Genomic DNA, 18,189 nt, shown 5'->3' on the forward strand with positions numbered 1-18,189 from the left:
TCAGATCCGCTCGATGATCGTGCCGGTGGCCATCGCGCCGCCGCAGCACATCGCGATGAGAGCCGTCGACGCGTCGCGCCGTTCCAGCTCGTGCAGCGCCGTCGTGATGAGGCGGGCTCCGGTGGAGCCGACGGGGTGGCCGAGGGCGATCGCGCCGCCGTTGACGTTGACCTTCTCCGGATCCGGCCCGATGACCTGCTGCCAGGACAGGACGACAGAGGCGAAGGCCTCGTTGACCTCGAACAGGTCGATGTCCGCGAGGGATCGACCGGAGCGCTCCAGGACCCGCTCCGTGGCTCGGATGGGACCGTCGAGGTGGTAGTAGGGCTCGCCGCCGACCAGCGCCTGCGAAACGATCCGGGCGCGCGGCGTCAGGCCGAGCGCGGCGGCGTGGTCCGAGTCCATGAGCAGGACGGCGGCGGCACCGTCGGACACCTGGGAGGACGTGCCCGCCGTGTGGCGGCCACCGTCGAGCATGGGCTTGAGCTTGGCGAGGCCCTCGGCAGTGCTCTCGCGCGGGCCCTGGTCCCGCGAGACCTCGATCGTCTCGCCCGTGGGGGCGCCGTCGGCCATGGCGGGCGCCTTCAGCGTGACCACCTCGCGGTCGAAGCGCCCCTCCTCCCACGCCCGCAGAGCCTTGCGCTGCGAGGCGAGGCCGAAGGCGTCGACGTCCTCGCGGGTGAGGCCGCGACGTTCGGCGATCCGCTCGGCGGCGAGGAACTGGTTGGGCATGTCGATGGTCCACGACGGGGGCCGGGAGTTGCCGAGTCCCTCCGGGCGGTTCGCGCCGAGCGGGATGCGGCTCATCGACTCGACGCCGCAGGAGATGCCCGCGGAGATCGCGTCGGTCGCGATGAGGCCCGCGATGAGGCCCGTGGCCTGCTGCGCCGAGCCGCACTGCGCGTCGATGGTGGTGGCGCCGGTCAGTTCGGGCAGGCCGGCGTTGAGCCACGCGGTGCGGGTGATGTTGCCGGCCTGCTCGCCGGCCTGGGTCACGTTGCCGCCGATGATCTGCTCGACCCGGGCGGGATCGATCCCCGCGCGGTCGATCAGCGCGGTGACCGTGGCGCCGAGGAGTTCGGCGGGGTGGAGGCCGCTGAGCCAGCCGGCGCGCTTGCCGATGGGGCTGCGGACGGCTTCGACGATGACGGGGATGCCCATATCGATCGTTCCTCACATTTCTCGGCTCCGCCCGAACAGGTAGAGCACGTTCTCGATTGTGGCGCGCACTGAAGATTCTGTCGAGCTTCGTGCGGTGGCGCCGCGACTGGTTCGTCCCTGTGTAACTGCTGTGCAACCAGAGTCCTTCGCAATCTAGCTCACGAGCGGACCGTCTGTGCTTCAATGAGTAGAACATGTTTCAGATACGCCTGGCCAGAGACCGGGTGGAGACGCTTGAGGAGGCGGCGTGAGCGTGCACTTCCCCGCGGGGTTCGATTTCACCAGTCCCGACCTGTGGTCGGAGCGGCGGCCCGAGGCCGAGTTCGCCGAGCTGCGGCGATCGGCGCCGGTGTGGTGGCAGGACATTCCGCCCGGCACCACCGGGTTCGACGACGGTGGCTTCTGGGTGGTGTCCAAGCTGGAGGACATCAAGGCCATCTCGCGCAACCCGAAGCAGTACTCCAACTGGGAGAACGGGGCGATCATCCGCTTCGGCCCGGAGATCGAGCGCGAGCAGATCGACATGCAGCGCATGCTGCTGCTGAACATGGACCCGCCTCAGCACACCAAGACCCGTCGCATCATCTCGCGCGGCTTCACGCCGAAGGCGGTGCAGTCCCTGCACGACGCGCTCGCGGAGCGGGCCGAGCAGATCGTGCACGAGGCCCGTAAGGCGGGCGGCGGGGACTTCGTCGAGCAGGTCGCCAGCGAGTTGCCCCTGCAGGCGATCGCCGAGCTCCTGGGCGTGCCCCAGGAGGACCGCAAGAAACTCTTCGACTGGTCGAACTCGATGATGGCCTACGACGATCCCGAGTTCGAGGGCGACTACCTCACCGCGATGACCGAGTTCACCGGCTACTCGTGGAACCTCGCCGAGGAGCGCCGGAAGTGTCCGATGGACGACATCGTGACCACTCTCGTGCAGGCGGACATCGACGGCGACGGGCTCGGCAGTGACGAGTTCGCGTTCTTCGTGCTACTGCTCGCCGTCGCCGGCAACGAGACCACGCGGAACGCGATCAGCCACGGCATGAAGGCCTTCGTGGACTACCCCGAGCAGTGGGAGATCTACAAGGAGCAGCGCCCGCGCACGGCCCCCGATGAGATCGTCCGCTGGGCGACCCCGGTCTCCGTGTTCCAGCGCACCGCGCTCGAGGACGTCCAGCTCGGCGAGCAGACGATCAAGAAGGGGCAGCGCGTCGCGCTGTTCTACGCCTCGGCCAACTTCGACGAGGACGCCTTCGAGGATCCGTACACGTTCAACATCCTGCGCGATCCGAATCCGCACGTCGGCTTCGGCGGCTCCGGCACCCACCACTGCGTGGGCGCGAACCTCGCCCGCCTCGAGATGGACCTCATGTTCAAGGCGATCGCCGACGTGATGCCCAACCTCCGCGAGCTCGAGCCGCCGCAGCGCCTGCGCTCGGGCTGGCTCAACGGCATCAAGCACTGGAAGGTCGCCTACGAGTAGGTCGGCTCCGCTCGACGATCGAAGCGCCCGGCGGTGCCGGGGGCTTTCGATCGTGTTCGCGACGTCGGAACGATATCCGGTGGAACGCGTGGCGCCGGGAGGGATAGCGTGGTGGCGTGAGCTCGCCGGAATCGCATGAGGAAGGGGTCGCCGGTCCCGCCGCCGACCCCGTGCAGAACCGCGCTTCCGCGCGCTGATCCGCCCGGTCCGAGTCGGCCGTGACGACCGGAGACGATGCCCTCGTTTCCGCGTCCCAGGAGTGCTCCGTGCCTCGACTCGTCCTGTTCCTCGCCCTCGCCGTTTTCGCGATGGGAACCTCCGAATTCATGCTCTCCGGTGTGCTGCCGGGCATCGCCGCCGATCTCGACGTCTCCGTGGCCGCGGCGGGCGGCCTGATCTCCGCGTTCGCCGCCGGGATGGCGTTGGGCGCCCCGCTGACCGCCGCCCTGGCGCGACGGTGGCCGCCCCGTTCCTCCCTCCTCGGATTCCTGGTGGCCTTCGCGGCGGCGCACGTCGTGGCAGCTCTGACCGCGTCGTTCTCCGTGCTGGTGCTGTCCCGGGTCGTTGCCGCGTTCGCCAATGCGGGCTTCCTGGCCGTCGCGCTGGCTACGGCGGTCGCGGTCGTGGGCCCGGAACGGCGCGGACGCGCGGTGGCCGTGCTGCTGTCGGGCACGACGCTGGCCATGGTCGCCGGCGTCCCGGCGGGAGCCGTGGTGGGCGATCTCCTCGGCTGGCGGTCGACCTTCCTCGCCGTTGCCGCGCTGTGCCTCCCGCCCCTACTGGCGATCGCGGCGACCAGGCCGGCCCCGTCCGAGGCGCCCGAGGCGCCCCCGCAGCTCCGTGCCGAGATCGGCGCCTTGCGCCGCCCACGCGTCCGGACCCTGCTGGTGCTCGCCTCTCTCGTCAACGCGGGCACATTCGGGTTCCTCGCCTACCTGGCCGTCGTCGTCGTCGACGGTGGGGGCCTTCGACAGCTCTGGGTGCCCGTCGCGCTCATGGTGTTCGGAGTGGGTGCCTTCGCGGGTATCCGGATCAGTGGCCGGTGGGCCGACACCGCTCCGCAGCGGTGCATCGAGACCTGCGCTCCGCTGCTTCTCGTCGGATGGGTCGTCATCGCCGTCGCCGGCACGGAGCCGGCGGTCCTGCTGCCCGCCGTGGCTGCGGTGGGGGTGGTCGCCTTCGCGACGGGAGGAACGCTCATCGCCCGGATCGTCGCCGCGGCGGCGGACGCGCCCACCATGGGCGGTGCGTTCGCGACCGCCGCGCTCAACGCGGGTGCTCTCCTCGGCCCCATCGTCGCCGGGTGGTCACTGGGCCCGGCCGGAGCGCCGGGCCCGGCCTGGTGCGCTGCGGTGGCCGTCGCTCTCGCCGGCGTGCTCGCGGTGCGGATGTCAGCGGCGTCCGGGCGCCGCTGACATCCGCACGGCACGCTCACGTCACGCGGGCTTGTCCGCCCCGACCAGCCACATCGAGAAGTACTGCGAGCCACCGCCGTAGGCGTGGCCGAGGGCGGTGCGGGCACCGTCGACCTGGTAGTCTCCGGCCCGTCCCATGACCTGCTTGGCGGCCTCGGCGAACCGGATCATGCCCGACGCGCCGATCGGGTTCGACGACAGCACGCCGCCGGACGGATTCACGGGCAGTTCCCCGCCGATCTCGGTGCCCCCGGACTCGGTGAGCTTCCAGCCCTGGCCCTCGGGGACGAAGCCCAGGTTCTCCAGCCACATCGGCTCGAACCAGGAGAAGGGCACGTAGATCTCCGCGGCGTCGACCTGCCGCAGCGGGTCGGTGATGCCGGCGTCGCGCCAGAGCGCGGCCGCGGCGTCCCGACCGGCCTGCGGGCTGACGTGCTCGCGGCCCGCGTAGGCGAGGGGCTCGGTCCGCATGGCGGTCGCGAGCACCCAGCCGACGCGGTTGCCCGTGGCGGCCTCCGAGGCCGTGGCGGCGTCCTCGTCGCCCAGGACGATCGCGCACGCGCCGTCGGACGATGGGCAGGTCTCGTCGAATCGGATGGGATCCCACAGCATCTGGGACGACTGGACCGACTCCAGCGTGATGTCGGGCTGATGCAGGTGGGCGAGCGGGTTGCGGGCGCCGTTGCGACGGTCCTTCACCGCGACCATCGCGCCGACGTGGTCGGGCGCGCCCGAGCGACGGATGTAGGAGCGCACGTGCGGCGCGAAGTAGCCGCCCGCGCCCGCGCCGACGGGCACGGTGAAGGGGACCGGGATCGAGAGCGCCCACATGGCGTTCGACTCGGACTGCTTCTCCCACGCCACCGTCAGCACGCGTTTGTGCACGCCCGCCTTGACCAGAGCCGCGGCGACGGCCGCAGTGGATCCACCGACCGAACCGGCGGTGTGCACGCGCAGCAGCGGCTTGCCGACTGCGCCCAGCGCGTCGGCGAGGAACAGCTCGGGCATCATCACGCCCTCGAACATGTCCGGCGCCTTGCCGATCACGATCGCATCGATGTCCGCCATCGTCGTGCCGGCATCGGTGAGCGCGGCATCGACGGCCTCGCGGATCATGCCGGCCATCGAGACGTCGGTGCGCTTGGCGCGGTGACGGGTCTGACCCGTTCCGAGTACGGCGGTGGGCTTGCCCATCACTTGGCCTCCATCACTGCGATCAGGTTCTGTTGCAGGGCGTGTCCGCCGGTGGCGTGCGCGAGGACGCGCTCGGCGTCCCCGTTCCAGACGGCGCGGGCCGCCTCGCCGATGCGGGCCAGGCCCGCCGAGAACATCGGGTTCCCCACGAGGGCGCCGCCGGACGGGTTGATCCGCACGTCGTCGCCGAGTCCGATCGCGGACCGGAGGATGAGTTCCTGGTGGGTGAACGGCGCGTGCAGCTCGGCGAGCTGGACGCCGTCGGCACCGGCCGCGCGTGCCGCTGCCTCGGTCGATGGGGACTTCGTGAGATCACGCGAGCCCAGAGCGGGGGAGTCGATCCGGTGCTCGAGTCCCGTGATGAAGGCGGGGTTCTCACGGAGCTCGCGGGCGCGTTCGGCCGAGGCGAGGATCGCGACCGCGGCACCGTCGGTGATGGGCGCGATGTCGTGGCGCCGCAGCGGATCGGCCCACAGTGGTTCGCTCAGGAGCGCCTCGGGATCGACGGTGCGCGAGAACTGCGCCGCCGGGTTCGAGGTGGCGTCGCCCAGGCTGCGCGCCGCCACGGCGGCCATGTCGGCCTCGGTCCACGCACCGGAATCGATGCCCGCGCGGGCCTGCAGCGCGGCGACGGACACCGAGTCGGGCCACAGCGGCGCGACGGTGTACGGATCCAACTGCATGGTGAGGGTGCGACGCAGGACGCCGGCGGAGGACTTGCCGAAGCCGTAGACGAGAGCCGTATCGACCTCGCCGGTGCGGATCTTCACCCAGGCCTCGTACAGTGCCCAGGCGGCGTCCATCTCCACGTGCGACTCGTTGATCGGCGGCACGGCGCCGATGGAGTCGATCGCGGCGATGAACGAGAAGGCCCGTCCGGCCAGGTAGTCCGACGACCCGGAGCACCAGAAACCGATGTCGGACTTGGTGAGTCCGGTCTGGGCGAAGACGTCGGCGAACAGCGGGATCAGCATCTCCACGCCGTTGGTGGTGGTCTGGGCGGTGCGCAGCCACGGGGTGGCGGCGTATCCGACGACGGCGACGGAGCCGTCCGGATCGGTGCAGGTGCGTGTGCTCACAGGTGCTTCTCGTAACTGGAGTAGGGGGCGTCCGGCTCACCGGTCGGTTCGAAATGCGAGATGTTGCCCGGACTTTCGGTCCATTCCTCGCGGGGTTTCCACGTGGCCCGCACCCGCATGCCCATACGTACCTCGGACGGCTCGCAGCCGAGGACGAGGTGGAGGAACGGGATGTCGGCACCGTCGATGAGCACATAGGCGGCGACGTACGGGGGCTTGATGCGCTGCCCCTGGAAGGGCACATTGACCACGCAGAACGTGGTGACCACGCCGGTATCCGGGAGGTCGACCTCCTCGGTGGTGGGGATGCCGTCGATCGGGCAGGCGTTGCGCGGCGGCACGTAGACGTTGCCGCATTTCCCGCACCGCTGGCCCAGCAGCCTGCCCTCGGCGAGTGCCTGCAGGTACCGGGTCTCCGGCACGGAGGCGGAGTGCTCGAGCCGCAGCGCGACGGGGGTGGTGAGGATCTCGATCGGATCGGTCTCCGCGGCGGTGTCGGGGGTTCCGTTGCCCTCCCCGGGGACGAAGCAGGCGATGTCGCCGATCGCGCCGGTGGTCTCCGCGATCCAGCGGGCGTGCACCCGCATCCCCGTCGAGATCTCCTGGGGGCCCGCGACGTCGACCGCGTGCAGGACTGCGGTGTCGGCACCGTCGAGCCTGATGAGGGCGTACGCGAAGGGCCGGTCGAAGGGCTGACCGTCCACCGGGTGCGCGTTCCAGCTCCAGCTCGTCACCGTGCCGGTGTCGGAGACGGGGACGATCTCGGTGAGAGCGGCGGTGGTGTCCGGATCGAACTCCAGCGGCGGGACGTGCACCCGTCCGGCCGAGTCCCGGGTGCCGACGATGCGGCGTTCGCGGAGGTTCGTCATGAACGCGCCCAGTACCGGTCCGAGCGACCGGGTGTAGTCGAAGGACAGGTTCATGGGCGCCGAGAGGGTCTGCGGTTCTGCGGTCACCTCACGAGTGAAACATGTTCTAACTTTTTGGCGCAAGGGTATCCCGGAAACGGCTCCGAGCACTTACCGTGGGGTGACTTGGTACCGCGTTTTCCGCGCAGGTATTCCCGCAACGAACTTGTGAGGTGCTCCATGGACGATCTGCATCGCGAGCCGCTCGCCGGCGACATCCTGCTCGACTCCCTCGCCGCCTATCCCGACCGCGTCGCGGTCCACGTGACCGGTCCCGACGGTGATTCGGAACTCACGTACGCCGAGGTGCGCGACCAGGTCAGCCGTTACGCCCAGGCCTACGCATCCGTCGGCCTCGGTGTCGGGAGTCCCGTCGCGATGCTCTCCGGCAACCGCCACGAGGTGCTGATCGCCCAGTCCACCAACCTCATCACCGGTGTCCGCTTCGCCGCGCTGCATCCGATGGGCTCGCTCGACGACCACGTCTACGTCATGGAGGACGCGGGCATCGAGACCTTGATCTACGATCCGCGGCTTTACGAGCAGCGCGCCGCGGACCTGCGCGAACGGGTGCCCGGGCTGAAGACGTTGCTCTCCCTGGGCCCCACCGAGCACGGCGTCGACCTCACCGCCGTGGCGGCCGGCTTCGAGCCCGGCCCGCTGGCGGCGCACACCGCCGACCCGTCGTCGACCGCGAGCCTCGCGTACACCGGCGGCACCACCGGCAAGAGCAAGGGCGTCATGCTCAGCTACTCCGGCGGCGCATCGCTGCTGCGCATCCAGCGCACGGAATGGGAATGGCCGGAGGAGATCCGGTTCCTCGTGTGCGCCCCGCTCAGCCACGCGGGTGGCGCATTCTGGAATCCCACGTCGATGGCCGGCGGCTCGATGGTGGTACTACCCCGGTTCGAACCGGAAGCCGTGCTCGCGGCGATCGAGAAGTACCGGATCACCGCGACGATGTTGGTGCCCACCATGATCTACGCGTTGCTCGACCACCCGAAGTTCGACGACTACGACGTCTCCAGCCTCGAGACGGTCTTCTACGGCGCCTCCGCGATCTCGCCGACCCGGCTCACCGAGGCCATCGAGCGCATCGGCCCCAAGTTCTTCCAGTTCTACGGCCAGGCGGAATGCCCCATGACCATCGCCGTGCTGCGGCGCGGCGACCACGATCCGTCGAAGCCGGAACGGCTGGCGAGCTGCGGCCGGCCGGTCCCGTGGGTGCACGTCGCGCTGCTCGACGATGCCGGACGCCCCGTCGAACCCGGTGCGCCGGGCGAGATCTGCGTGCGCGGCCCCCTGGTCATGCAGGGCTACCTGAACAAGCCGGAGCAGACCGCCGAGGCCACCGAACACGGCTGGTTGCACACCGGCGACGTCGGCAGATTCGACGACGAGGGCTACCTGTACATCGTCGACCGGAAGAAGGACATGGTGGTCACGGGCGGCTTCAACGTCTTCCCCCGTGAGGTCGAGGACGTCATCTCCACGCACCCGGCGGTCGCCTCGGTGGCGGTCATCGGCGTCCCCGACGAGAAGTGGGGCGAGGCCGTGAAGGCTGTCGTGGTCCCGCGCGCCGGCGCGACCGTCGAGGTCGAGGAGCTACGGGATCTGGTGCGCGACCGCAAGGGCGCCGTCTACACCCCCAAGACGGTGGACTTCGTCGAGTCGATCCCGGTCAGCCCGCTCGGCAAGCCGGACAAGAAGGCCCTGCGCGCCCAGTACGCCTGACCCTCGGGATTGAACACCGTTTCTGTACGGGAAACCGCAGGTCGCGGTGTACAGAAACGGTGTTCAATAGCTATACACCGCGGAAGACGGGCTTGCGCTTCTCAGCGAAGGCGCGGGGCCCCTCCTTGGCGTCCTGGGAGAGGAAGACGGGGAGGCCCTCCTTCGCGTCGACGACGAAGGCCTCCTCCTCGTGCATGCCCTCGGTCGCGCGCATGGTGCGCAGCATCGCCTGCACGGCCAGGGGGCCGTTGGCGTTGATCAGCTCGGCCAGCTCGAGGGCCTTGTCGAGCGCGGTGCCGTCGGGGACGACGTGCCCGATCAGCCCGTACTCCTTCGCCTCGGCCGCGGTGATGTGCCGGCCCGTCAGTAGCAGGTCGGCCGCGACCGTGTACGGGATCTGGCGCGGCAGGCGCACGGCGGAACCGCCCATCGGGTACAGGCTCCACTTGGCCTCGGAGACGCCGAACCGCGCGCTCTCGCCCGCGACGCGGATGTCGGTGCCCTGCAGGATCTCCGTGCCCCCGGCGATCGCCGCGCCCTCGACGGCCGCGATGAGGGGCTTGCCGGGCCGGCGCCCCTTGATCAGGCCCGGAATCCGGGCCGGATCGAAGCCTCCGCCCTCGGACATGGCCTCGCCCGGGTCGGACTTGGCCATGTTCTTCAGGTCCGCGCCGGCGCAGAAGGCGCCGCCCGCGCCGGTGAGCACGGCGCTGCGGATCACGGGATCGGCGTCGATCCGGTCCCAGGCGTCGCCGAGGATCTGGAGCATCTCGCCGGTGAGCGCGTTCTTGCGCTCCGGGCGGTTCATGGTGATGAGCAGCGTGTGGCCGCGCTGCTCGACGAGGGCGTGCGGGGCGTCGGTCATGCCGGAGGCTCCTTGTCGTCGAGGACCCTCGCTGAAACGAGGATCGGCAATTGCGGGAATCCGCTTCCCCGGACAGTAACAGGTTCTAGTTTGGAGGAAAGAAGTCTTCAGGAGGAATCATGCGCACACCACTGTGCGACGACCTGGGCATCCAGTACCCGGTCATCGCGTTCACCCCGTCGGAGCACGTCGCCGCAGCGGTCTCCCGGGCCGGCGGCCTCGGCGTGCTCGGCTGCGTCCGGTTCAACGATCCCGACGAGCTCGACGCCGTCCTCGACTGGATGGACGCCAACACCGACGGCCGGCCCTACGGCGTCGACATCGTCATGCCGAACAAGGTGCCCACCGAGGGCACGGCCACGGACCTCACCGAGCTCATCCCCGAGGAGCACCGGGACTTCGTGGAGCGCACGCTGCGCGAGCTGGGAGTCCCCGAGCTGCCCGACGGTGCCGCCGGCGCCGGCGTGCTCGGCTGGCTGCACTCGGTGGCGCGCTCGCACGTCGACGTCGCCCTCAAGCACCGGATCGCGTTGATCGCCAACGCCCTCGGCTCGCCGCCCGCGGACGTGATCGACGCGGCGCACGAGCACGGCGTCAAGGTCGCCGCCCTCGCCGGCCGCGCGAAGCACGCCCGCGCCCACGTCGACAACGGCGTCGACATCGTCATCGCGCAGGGTTACGAGGCGGGCGGCCACACCGGCGAGATCGCGTCCATGGTGCTGCTCCCCGAGATCGTCGACGAGGTGGGCGAGGACGCCACGGTCGTCGCCGCCGGCGGCATCGGGTCCGGGCGGCAGATCGCCGCCGCACTGACCCTCGGCGCCGACGGGGTGTGGATGGGCTCGTACTGGCTCACCACCACGGAGTACCTCGAGACGCACACGAAATCGCAGACGATGCAGGACGCCCTCGTCGCCGCGACGAGCGCGGACACGGTCCGCACCCGGATCTTCTCCGGGAAGCCGGCCCGCCTGCTCAAGACCCGCTGGACCCAGGCGTGGGAGGCGCCGGGCGCACCGTCGGCCCTGCCCATGCCCCTGCAGAACCTGCTGGTGGGGGAGGCGCACACGCGCATCCACGCCTCCGGCGATCCCTCGGTGGTCGCCATGCCGGTCGGCCAGATCGTGGGCCGGATGAATGCCGTACGGCCGGTCGCCGAGATCATGACGGAGCTGGTCGGTGAGTTCGAGGATGCCGTCGACCGCCTGAACCTGGCACGCTGACCCCATGGGAACGAATCAGCGCGGCACGATCCAGATGACCGAGGCGGAGGTCGAGGAGTTCCTCGAGCGCAGCCGCACCGCCACCATCGCCACCATCGGCGCGAACGGGGCGCCCCACCTCGTCGCCATGTGGTACGCCGTCGTCGACGGTGACCTCTGGATCGAGACCAAGGCCAAGTCGCAGAAGGTCGTGAATCTGCGCCGCAATCCGATCATGAGCGCCTCGATCGAGTCCGGCCATTCGTACGACTCGCTGCGCGGTATCACCATCGAGGGCGTCGCCGAGATCGTCGAGGACGAGGCGACGGTGCGCGCGGTCTGCGAGCAGGTCTACGAGCGCTACTTCGGGCCGTACACCGAGGAACTCAAGCCGGCGATCGACGCGATGATGAACAAGCGGGTCGCCGTGCGCCTGCGCGGGAACCGCGTGCGCAGCTGGGATCACCGCAAGCTCGGCATGCCCGAGATGCCCGTCAGCGGAAGCACCGCGGCGTACCTGTAGGGGCGGAGATGCCCGGATCGCACGCGCAGTCGGACGCCGCCGCGGGGATGGTCGAGATCAGCCCGTGCGTCGGCGGTCTCGTGCGGACATGGTCGTCCGACGGTGCCTCCCGGCTCTGGTCGGTGCCGGACGACGGCTGGCTCCGCGAGGCCCAGGGAACGGGCCGGATCGGCCGGGTCTCCCGCAAGGGGGGCCGGTACCGCGAGGCCGCGGAGCTCTTCGAGAAGGACGGTGCGCTCCGCGTGCGGCCCCGTGTCCCGATGCGGGCGGAGGACGGGAGCCTCACGATGGAGGCGCGGGTGGTCGCGCTCGGTCCGGAGAAGCGGGCCTCCCGTGCGACCTTCGAGGACTTCCGGGAGGTGCTCACGCGAGCGGTGGCGCACTGCGCCGACACCGACGAGTACCTGGTGGTCGAGCGGGGCGCGCACGACGCCGGGAGGGAACCCTTCTGTCTCTTCGCCGTCCTGCCGGCCGGCGAGGCGCCGGGCGTCTTCGTCACCGTCGTCGAGACAGCGCCGTCGCCGCGGGACTCGGAGCTGTGGGCGCCCTACGTCGACGAATGGGATCGGACGGCGACGATCAGCGCACCGTCGAATCCCGATACCGTGGCGACCGCCCCGACCGTGATGATCGAAGCGATCAGCCGCTGGGACCTCGACCCGTGGGACCTCGCCTTCACTTTCGGCCGACGGTGACGCTCAGCCCCGGGCCGCCTCCGCGAGCGCGCGCAGGGTCGGCTCGTCGCGCACACCGCTGAACAGCACCGTCGTGACCGGCGAGTCCCGCCACAGCTCGAGCCGCTCGGCGATGCGATCGATCGGACCGAGGAGCGCGATCGAATCGGCCAGCTCGTCGGGGACCGCGGCGATGGCACCCGCGCGATCGCCGGCGAGGAACTTCTCCTGGACGGCCACCGCGGCGTCGGCGAATCCGAGCCGCCCGATGAGGTCGAGGTGGAAGTTCGTCGACTTGTGGCCCATGCCGCCGATGTAGAAGGCGAGCGGGATCTTCGCCTGGGTGAGGGCGGCCTCGAGATCGTCGGAGACGATCACGGAGACGGTCGCGGCGATCTCGAAATCGGGGGAGCGCCCCGCGAGGGACCCGCCGAAGACGCTGTCGACCTGCTGCGGGTCCACGAACAGCGGCAGCCAGCCGTCGGCGATCTCCGTCGACATCGCCACGTTCTTGGGCCCCTCCGCGCCGAGGAAGATCGGGATGCGCGGCCGCACCGGCAGCGCGATCGACTTCAGCGGCTTCCCGAGCCCGGTGCCGCCGGGCAAGGGCAGCGGGTAATGCGGTCCTGCGCTGGTCACGGGCGCCTCGCGGGCGATCACCTGGCGCACGATGTCGACGTACTCGCGGGTGCGGGCGAGCGGCTTCGGGAACGGGTTCCCGTACCAGCCCTCCGCGACCTGCGGCCCGGACGCGCCCAGGCCGAGCACCATGCGGCCGCCCGAGAGGCCGTCGATGGTGAGAGCGTGCATCGCGGTGGCGGTGGGCGTCCGGGCCGGGATCTGCGCCACGGCGGTGCCGAGCTTGATCCGCTTCGTGCGCGATCCGTACCAGGCCAGTGTGGAGAAGGCGTCGGAGCCGTAGGCCTCGGCGGTGAAGACGTAGTCGTAGCCGAGTTCGTCGGCGGCGACCACCGCCGCGGTGTGGTCCTCCGGCCCACGGGTCCAGTAGCCGAGGTTGATGCCCAGATTGAGATCGTTGACCATTCCCCAAATCTAGAACAAGTTCTAGGGTTTGGGTTACAGTTCGGTATGGCTTCGCCCACGCAGATCGACAGCACCCTGCCCGCGCGCGTCACCGACGAGCTGATCGAGCGCCTCACCGCGCTGGTGGTCGCCGACGGCAGTCGCGATCCGTTCACCATGACCGAGGTGTTCACGGGTGCGCCCATCGGATCACTCCCGCAGTCCACGCCGAGCGATGTGGTCGCCGCCTTCGCCTCCGCGCGGGAGGCGCAGAGGCAGTGGGCCCAGAAGACTCTGGAGGAACGGCTCGCCGTCTTCCGGCGTCTGCACGAGTTGATCCTCGAGAACAACGAACTGCTCGTCGACCTCATCCAGAGCGGCACCGGCAAGAACCGGCGGATGGCCTTCGAGGAGTCCTGCGACGTCCCGATGGTGATCAGCCACTACCTCAAAACGGCGCCCAAGCTGCTCCGCTCGCGCCGCCGCGGCGGCCCCGTGCCGGTGGTCAGCAACTCGGTGGAGCTGCACCGCCCCAAGGGCGTCATCGGCGTCATCGCGCCGTGGAACTTCCCCTTCGCGATGGCCCTCTCCGACGCGATCCCCGCCCTCATCGCCGGCAACGGCGTGGTACTCAAGCCCGACAACAAGACCGCGCTCGCCGCGCTCTACGGCGTCGAGCTGCTGCGCCGCGCGGGAGCGCCCGAGGGGCTGTTCCAGGTGGTGTGTGGGCAGGGGCCCGATGTGGGCCCCGCGCTCATCGACGAGTCGGACTTCGTCATGTTCACCGGCTCCAGTGCGACCGGAACGACCGTCGGTGAGCGGGCCGGCCGCAACCTCATCGGCTGCAGCCTCGAGCTCGGCGGCAAGAATCCGATGATCGTGCTCGACGACGTGGACCTCGACGAGGCCATCACGTCGGCGATCTTCGCCGTCTTCGCCAACGCGGGCCAGGCCTGCATGCACATCGAGCGGATGTACATCCACGAGAACATCTTCGACGAGTTCTCCCGCCGGTTCGTCGCGGCCGCGGGCGCGCTGAAGCTGGGCGCGACCTACGACTACGGGCCCGACATGGGCTCGCTGGCCTCGCCCGACCAGCTGCGGCGCGTCGCCGCGCACGTGGAGGACGCCCGCGCCAAGGGCGCGACGGTGCTGTGCGGTGGCCGGGAACGCACCGACGTCGGCCCCGCCTTCTACGCGCCGACCGTCCTCACCGGCGTCACCCCCGACATGCATCTCGCCTCGGCCGAGACCTTCGGCCCCGTCGTCGCGCTGTTCCGCTACTCGAGCGACGAGGAGGCCATCCGCCTCGCCAACGACACCCGCTACGGCCTCAACGCCAGCGTGTGGGGCAAGGACCTGCGCCGCGCGGCGCGGATCGGCGCGCAGCTGGAGGCGGGCAACGTCAACATCAACGACGGTTTCGCCGCATCCTTCGCGAGCAAGGGCACGCCGTCGGGCGGGTGGAAGGCCTCGGGCGTGGGCGTGCGCCACGGCGACGCCGGCCTGCTCAAGTACACCGACACCACGAACCTCGCGACCCTGAAGCAGCAGGTCTACAACCCGCGCCCGGGGCAGAGCTACGAGCAGTACGCCCAGCAGACCAAGCAGGTACTGCGCTGGATGCGCAAGCTGCGCATCCGCTGATCGGGCCACCGCGACGGCGGTCCGCAGGTCCGTCCGCGACTACGCTGGCCGGGTGCACGACGGCAGCGCTCCCGACGATGCGGCGATGATCGGCGTCCTCGGCCCGATCGTCGCCGGCGGGCGACCCGTGCCCGGAGTCCGGGCGCGGCGGCTGCTGGTCGCACTCGTGCTCGCCGACGGCCGCCCGGTCAGTGCCGACCGGCTCGTCGACGACGTGTGGGGCGACGATCCGCCCAAGTCGCCGCACGCCGCGCTGCACACGCAGATCTCGCGCGTGCGCGCGCTGGTCCGGCCCGCTCCGCTGGAGGCCGTCGCCGGCGGCTACCGCCTCGACGCGGATTCCGATCTCGCCCGGGCCGAGGCCGCGCTGCGCACCGGCGACAACGAGGCGCGCGCCGTGCGGCTGTGGCGCGGCGTCCCCGGAGACGACCTGGACGACGGTGGTCCGGCGGGCGAGCTCGCCCGCCGCGCCGCGCTCGCCTTCGATCGACTGGAGGCGCGGGTGGCCGCTGCGGCACTCGGGGCGGGCGACTTCGACGGGGCCCGGGCGATCGCCGAGCGCCGGATCGCCGCCGATCCGCTCGACGAACCCGCCCGGGTCGTCCTCATGCGGGCTCTCGCCGGAACGGGCCGGATCACGGAGGCGCTCGCCGCGTACGCGGACCTGCGGCGCAGCTCGATCACCGAACTGGGCGCCGAGCCGGGCGAGGAGGCCGCGCGGCTGCACCGCGAACTGCTCGAGAGCAGCGCCCCGGCACCGTCGGCACCCGCACGCGGGCCCGTCGTGGGACTCCCGGCCGAGATCACTCCGCTGATCGGGCGCGACGGCGAGGTCGCCGAGCTGGTCCGCCTGTTGGGGGAGGCGAGGGTCGTCACCGTGCAGGGCCCGGGCGGCGTGGGGAAGACGCGCATCGCGGAGGCGGTCGGCGCCGCCGCTGCGGACGCCGGCACGGCGGTCTACTACGTGCCGCTCGCCGCGGTCCGCTCGGCGGAGGGCGTGCTGCCGGCGATCTCCCGCGTGCTCGGTCTCGCGGAATCCGATCTCGGTGCGGACGGGATGCCGCGCAGGGCGGTCCGGGACCTCGGCGCCCGTGTGCTGGAGACCCTGGGCCGCCGGCGTTGCCTCGTCGTGCTGGACAACTGTGAGCAGGTCGTCGATGCCTGTGCCGACGTCGTGGCCGACCTCGTGGCCGGTGCGCCCGGCGTGACGGTGCTCGCGACCAGCCGCTCGCCCCTGCAGATCCGGGCCGAGCGGGTGTACCCGCTGCCCGTCCTCGCGACCGCCGGAGCGGGGTCCGCCGCGGTCGAGCTGTTCGCGCAGCGCGCCCGCGCCGTCCGTCCCGACGTGCCGCTCCCGGAGGACGCGGTCGCCGAGCTGTGTCGCCGCCTGGACGGACTACCGCTGGCGATCGAGCTGGCCGCCGCCCGCGCGCGCACCCTCGGCGTCGAGGAGATCACAGCACGGTTGGAGCAGCGCTTCGCGCTCCTGCGATCACCCGACCGATCCGCGCCCGACCGGCACCGCACATTGCACGCGGTGATCGAATGGAGCTGGGAACTACTGGAACCCGAGGCGCAGCTGAGCCTGCGGCGCCTGTGCCGCTTCCCGGCCGGGTTCGACACCGCCGCGGCGGCAGCGGCGACGGGGCTGGATGCGGTGGCACTCGACGATGCGCTGGTGTCGCTCGCGAATCAGTCGCTGTTGCACGTCGCGGAGAGCGCGGGCCGCACCCGGTACCGGATGCTGGAGACGGTGCGCGAGTTCGGCGAGGAGCGGCTCATCGAGGCGCCGCCGTCGGCGGACGGGACGCCGGAGGGTGTCGTGGTGGACCGCGCGATGGCGTCGTGGGCGGCGACGCTCGCTGCGGGGATGTGGCGCGAATACCGTTCCGTCGGAGGACATGCGGTGATCGGCCGCCTCGCCGACGATCTGGAGAACCTGGCGTTCGTGCTCCGCCACGCCGTCGACGCCCTGGTCGCGGGTGATCGCGCCGCGGTGTGGACCGTGATCCGCGTCTTCCCCCTGCTCGCCGGCCTGTGGTCGATGCGCAGCCTGCACGCCCAGGTGCAGGAACTGGGCATCCGGATCGTCGAGGCACTGCCGGACCCGCGGGAATCCCTCGCCGCGGGGCTCACCGACGAGGACCGGGGACTGTGGCAGGCCGCCGTGCTCGCGGCGTGCGCCGCGCCCGGAGCCGATCCGAAGGCGCGGCACATCGCGCGGGGGCGCACCATGATCCGTCGGCTGCACCGGCCCGAGCGGACGCTCCTCGACGCGGTCGACTACTTCTGCGCCGCGTTCCTGCAACGCTCGGTGAACGGTCTTCTCCGTCTCGTGCTCGCGGGGGTCTCCTCGCCCGTGGACGACGTCCGGCTGCACGCGCTCGCGGCGCGGATGAACCTGCGCGAGAACAGCGGCGATCTCGCCGGCGCCCTCAAGGATTCCGCTGCGATCGGCGCGATCAGCCGGCCCGGCGACGCCTGGACGGAGGCGATGCTCGCGATGAGCACCGCGAGCATCTTCGGTCAGCAGGCCCGCTGGGGCGAAGCGGAAGTGCGCTACCGCACGGCCGCGGAGAAGCTGGCCTCGATCGGCGCGGACGAGGACGCCAAGCAGGCGACGGCCTACCTGGTGGCGAGCCTGTGCTCGTTGGGCCGGATCGACGAGGCGGCGGCGCTCCATCGCGGTCTGCAGGGCGCCTGGTCGCCGTCGGATCCGGATCCCGACGGCGGCCCCGAAGCGGTGGCCGCCATGATGATCGGCACGGCCGAACTGACGCGTCTGCGGGGCGCGCCCGACGCGGCGCTCTACCTCCGCGCCGGCGAGCTCCTGGTGCGCCGGATCCCCAACGGCAGCAGGGACCCCGGCGGTGAGATGCTCGTCGCGATCGCCCTCCTCGGTGTCGTGGCCTGCGGTGCGCCGGAGACCGGCGGCGACCTCGTCGCCGCGCTGATCGCCGGCGACGAGGCGATGTTCGGGATCACGGGCTACTGGGATCTGCCGCAGGCCGCGACGATGGCGCTCGCCGTCGGCGCCTACCTGGTGGCCACGGAGCCCACGTCCGAGGAGGCGGCCATCATGGTGGCGTTGGCCCACAGGCTCGGTGCGCGCCAGGACTATCCGGTGATGCACGAGACGGTGCGCCGGCTCGCGGACCCGCCGGACGCGGCACCGGCCGAGTCCTGGCGCGCGCGGTCGGCGCGCATCGACGGACTGTCCCGGTCGCGCGCGGTCCGGCTCCTTCGGGAGACGACCGCCGCGCTGCGCCGGAGGGCGTAGCGCGGCGGCCGGT

14 protein-coding genes are annotated in these 18,189 nt (G+C 71.1%); 8 read left to right on the forward strand and 6 right to left on the reverse strand.

All coding sequences use genetic code 11. From position 1 onward, the window contains the following. Positions 1-1,161, reverse strand: a complete 1,161-nt coding sequence (locus FK530_RS00930) for a steroid 3-ketoacyl-CoA thiolase (protein WP_146485109.1) — start codon at positions 1,159-1,161, stop codon at positions 1-3. Positions 1,162-1,408: 247 nt separating this feature from the next. Between FK530_RS00930 and FK530_RS00935 the strand changes: the two genes are divergently transcribed. Beyond that, positions 1,409-2,632 (forward strand): cytochrome P450, encoded by a 1,224-nt coding sequence (locus FK530_RS00935; protein ID WP_146485110.1) that lies wholly within the window; start codon positions 1,409-1,411, stop codon positions 2,630-2,632. Positions 2,633-2,898: 266 nt separating this feature from the next. Beyond that, positions 2,899-4,047, forward strand: coding sequence for a Cmx/CmrA family chloramphenicol efflux MFS transporter (locus FK530_RS00940; protein WP_231706445.1), 1,149 nt, complete (start codon positions 2,899-2,901; stop codon positions 4,045-4,047). A 21-nt stretch (positions 4,048-4,068) separates the two neighbouring features. Here FK530_RS00940 and FK530_RS00945 read toward each other — a convergent pair whose 3' ends face one another. Genes FK530_RS00945 through FK530_RS00955 form a run of 3 tightly spaced genes read right to left on the reverse strand, consistent with a single transcriptional unit; the run spans position 4,069 to position 7,243 of the window. Further along, positions 4,069-5,241 (reverse strand): thiolase family protein, encoded by a 1,173-nt coding sequence (locus FK530_RS00945; protein WP_146485111.1) that lies wholly within the window; start codon positions 5,239-5,241, stop codon positions 4,069-4,071. Then, entirely contained in the window at positions 5,241-6,320 is a 1,080-nt protein-coding gene (locus FK530_RS00950; protein WP_146485112.1) for a thiolase family protein, read from the reverse strand. Before FK530_RS00950 ends, FK530_RS00945 begins: the two co-directional genes overlap by 1 nt. Then, on the reverse strand, positions 6,317-7,243 hold the full coding sequence (locus FK530_RS00955) for a Zn-ribbon domain-containing OB-fold protein (RefSeq protein WP_146485608.1): 927 nt from the start codon (positions 7,241-7,243) through the stop codon (positions 6,317-6,319). Before FK530_RS00955 ends, FK530_RS00950 begins: the two co-directional genes overlap by 4 nt. A gap of 165 nt (positions 7,244-7,408) precedes the next feature. Here FK530_RS00955 and FK530_RS00960 point away from each other — a divergent pair, with 165 nt between their 5' ends. Then, a complete protein-coding gene (locus FK530_RS00960) occupies positions 7,409-8,962 on the forward strand; it encodes an AMP-binding protein (RefSeq protein WP_146485113.1) in 1,554 nt (517 codons plus the stop codon). Positions 8,963-9,032: 70 nt separating this feature from the next. Here FK530_RS00960 and FK530_RS00965 read toward each other — a convergent pair whose 3' ends face one another. Beyond that, the gene (locus tag FK530_RS00965) at positions 9,033-9,827 is read right to left on the reverse strand and encodes a crotonase/enoyl-CoA hydratase family protein (RefSeq protein ID WP_146485114.1); all 795 of its coding nucleotides are present in this window, start codon (positions 9,825-9,827) and stop codon (positions 9,033-9,035) included. 119 nt (positions 9,828-9,946) lie between these two features. Between FK530_RS00965 and FK530_RS00970 the strand changes: the two genes are divergently transcribed. The 3 genes from FK530_RS00970 to FK530_RS00980 are packed head-to-tail and all read left to right on the forward strand — an operon-like array spanning position 9,947 to position 12,247. Next, positions 9,947-11,050: an NAD(P)H-dependent flavin oxidoreductase gene (locus FK530_RS00970; protein WP_146485115.1), complete on the forward strand. Its 1,104-nt coding sequence runs from the start codon at positions 9,947-9,949 to the stop codon at positions 11,048-11,050. A gap of 4 nt (positions 11,051-11,054) precedes the next feature. Continuing rightward, positions 11,055-11,552, forward strand: a complete 498-nt coding sequence (locus tag FK530_RS00975; RefSeq protein WP_146485116.1) for a pyridoxamine 5'-phosphate oxidase family protein — start codon at positions 11,055-11,057, stop codon at positions 11,550-11,552. Between the two features lie 8 nt (positions 11,553-11,560). Further along, a complete protein-coding gene (locus FK530_RS00980; RefSeq protein WP_146485117.1) occupies positions 11,561-12,247 on the forward strand; it encodes a hypothetical protein in 687 nt (228 codons plus the stop codon). Between the two features lie 3 nt (positions 12,248-12,250). On the opposite strand, the gene FK530_RS00985 is transcribed toward FK530_RS00980, so the two are convergent. Then, positions 12,251-13,270: an LLM class F420-dependent oxidoreductase gene (locus FK530_RS00985; RefSeq protein WP_146485118.1), complete on the reverse strand. Its 1,020-nt coding sequence runs from the start codon at positions 13,268-13,270 to the stop codon at positions 12,251-12,253. A gap of 45 nt (positions 13,271-13,315) precedes the next feature. On the opposite strand from FK530_RS00985, the gene FK530_RS00990 reads away from it, so the two are divergent. Then, a complete protein-coding gene (locus FK530_RS00990; protein ID WP_146485119.1) occupies positions 13,316-14,896 on the forward strand; it encodes a succinic semialdehyde dehydrogenase in 1,581 nt (526 codons plus the stop codon). A gap of 52 nt (positions 14,897-14,948) precedes the next feature. Next, entirely contained in the window at positions 14,949-18,176 is a 3,228-nt protein-coding gene (locus tag FK530_RS00995; protein WP_231706446.1) for an AfsR/SARP family transcriptional regulator, read from the forward strand. Positions 18,177-18,189 lie beyond the last annotated feature (13 nt).

The sequence above is a fragment of the Tsukamurella conjunctivitidis genome, assembly GCF_007858475.1.
GTDB lineage: Bacteria > Actinomycetota > Actinomycetes > Mycobacteriales > Mycobacteriaceae > Tsukamurella > Tsukamurella conjunctivitidis.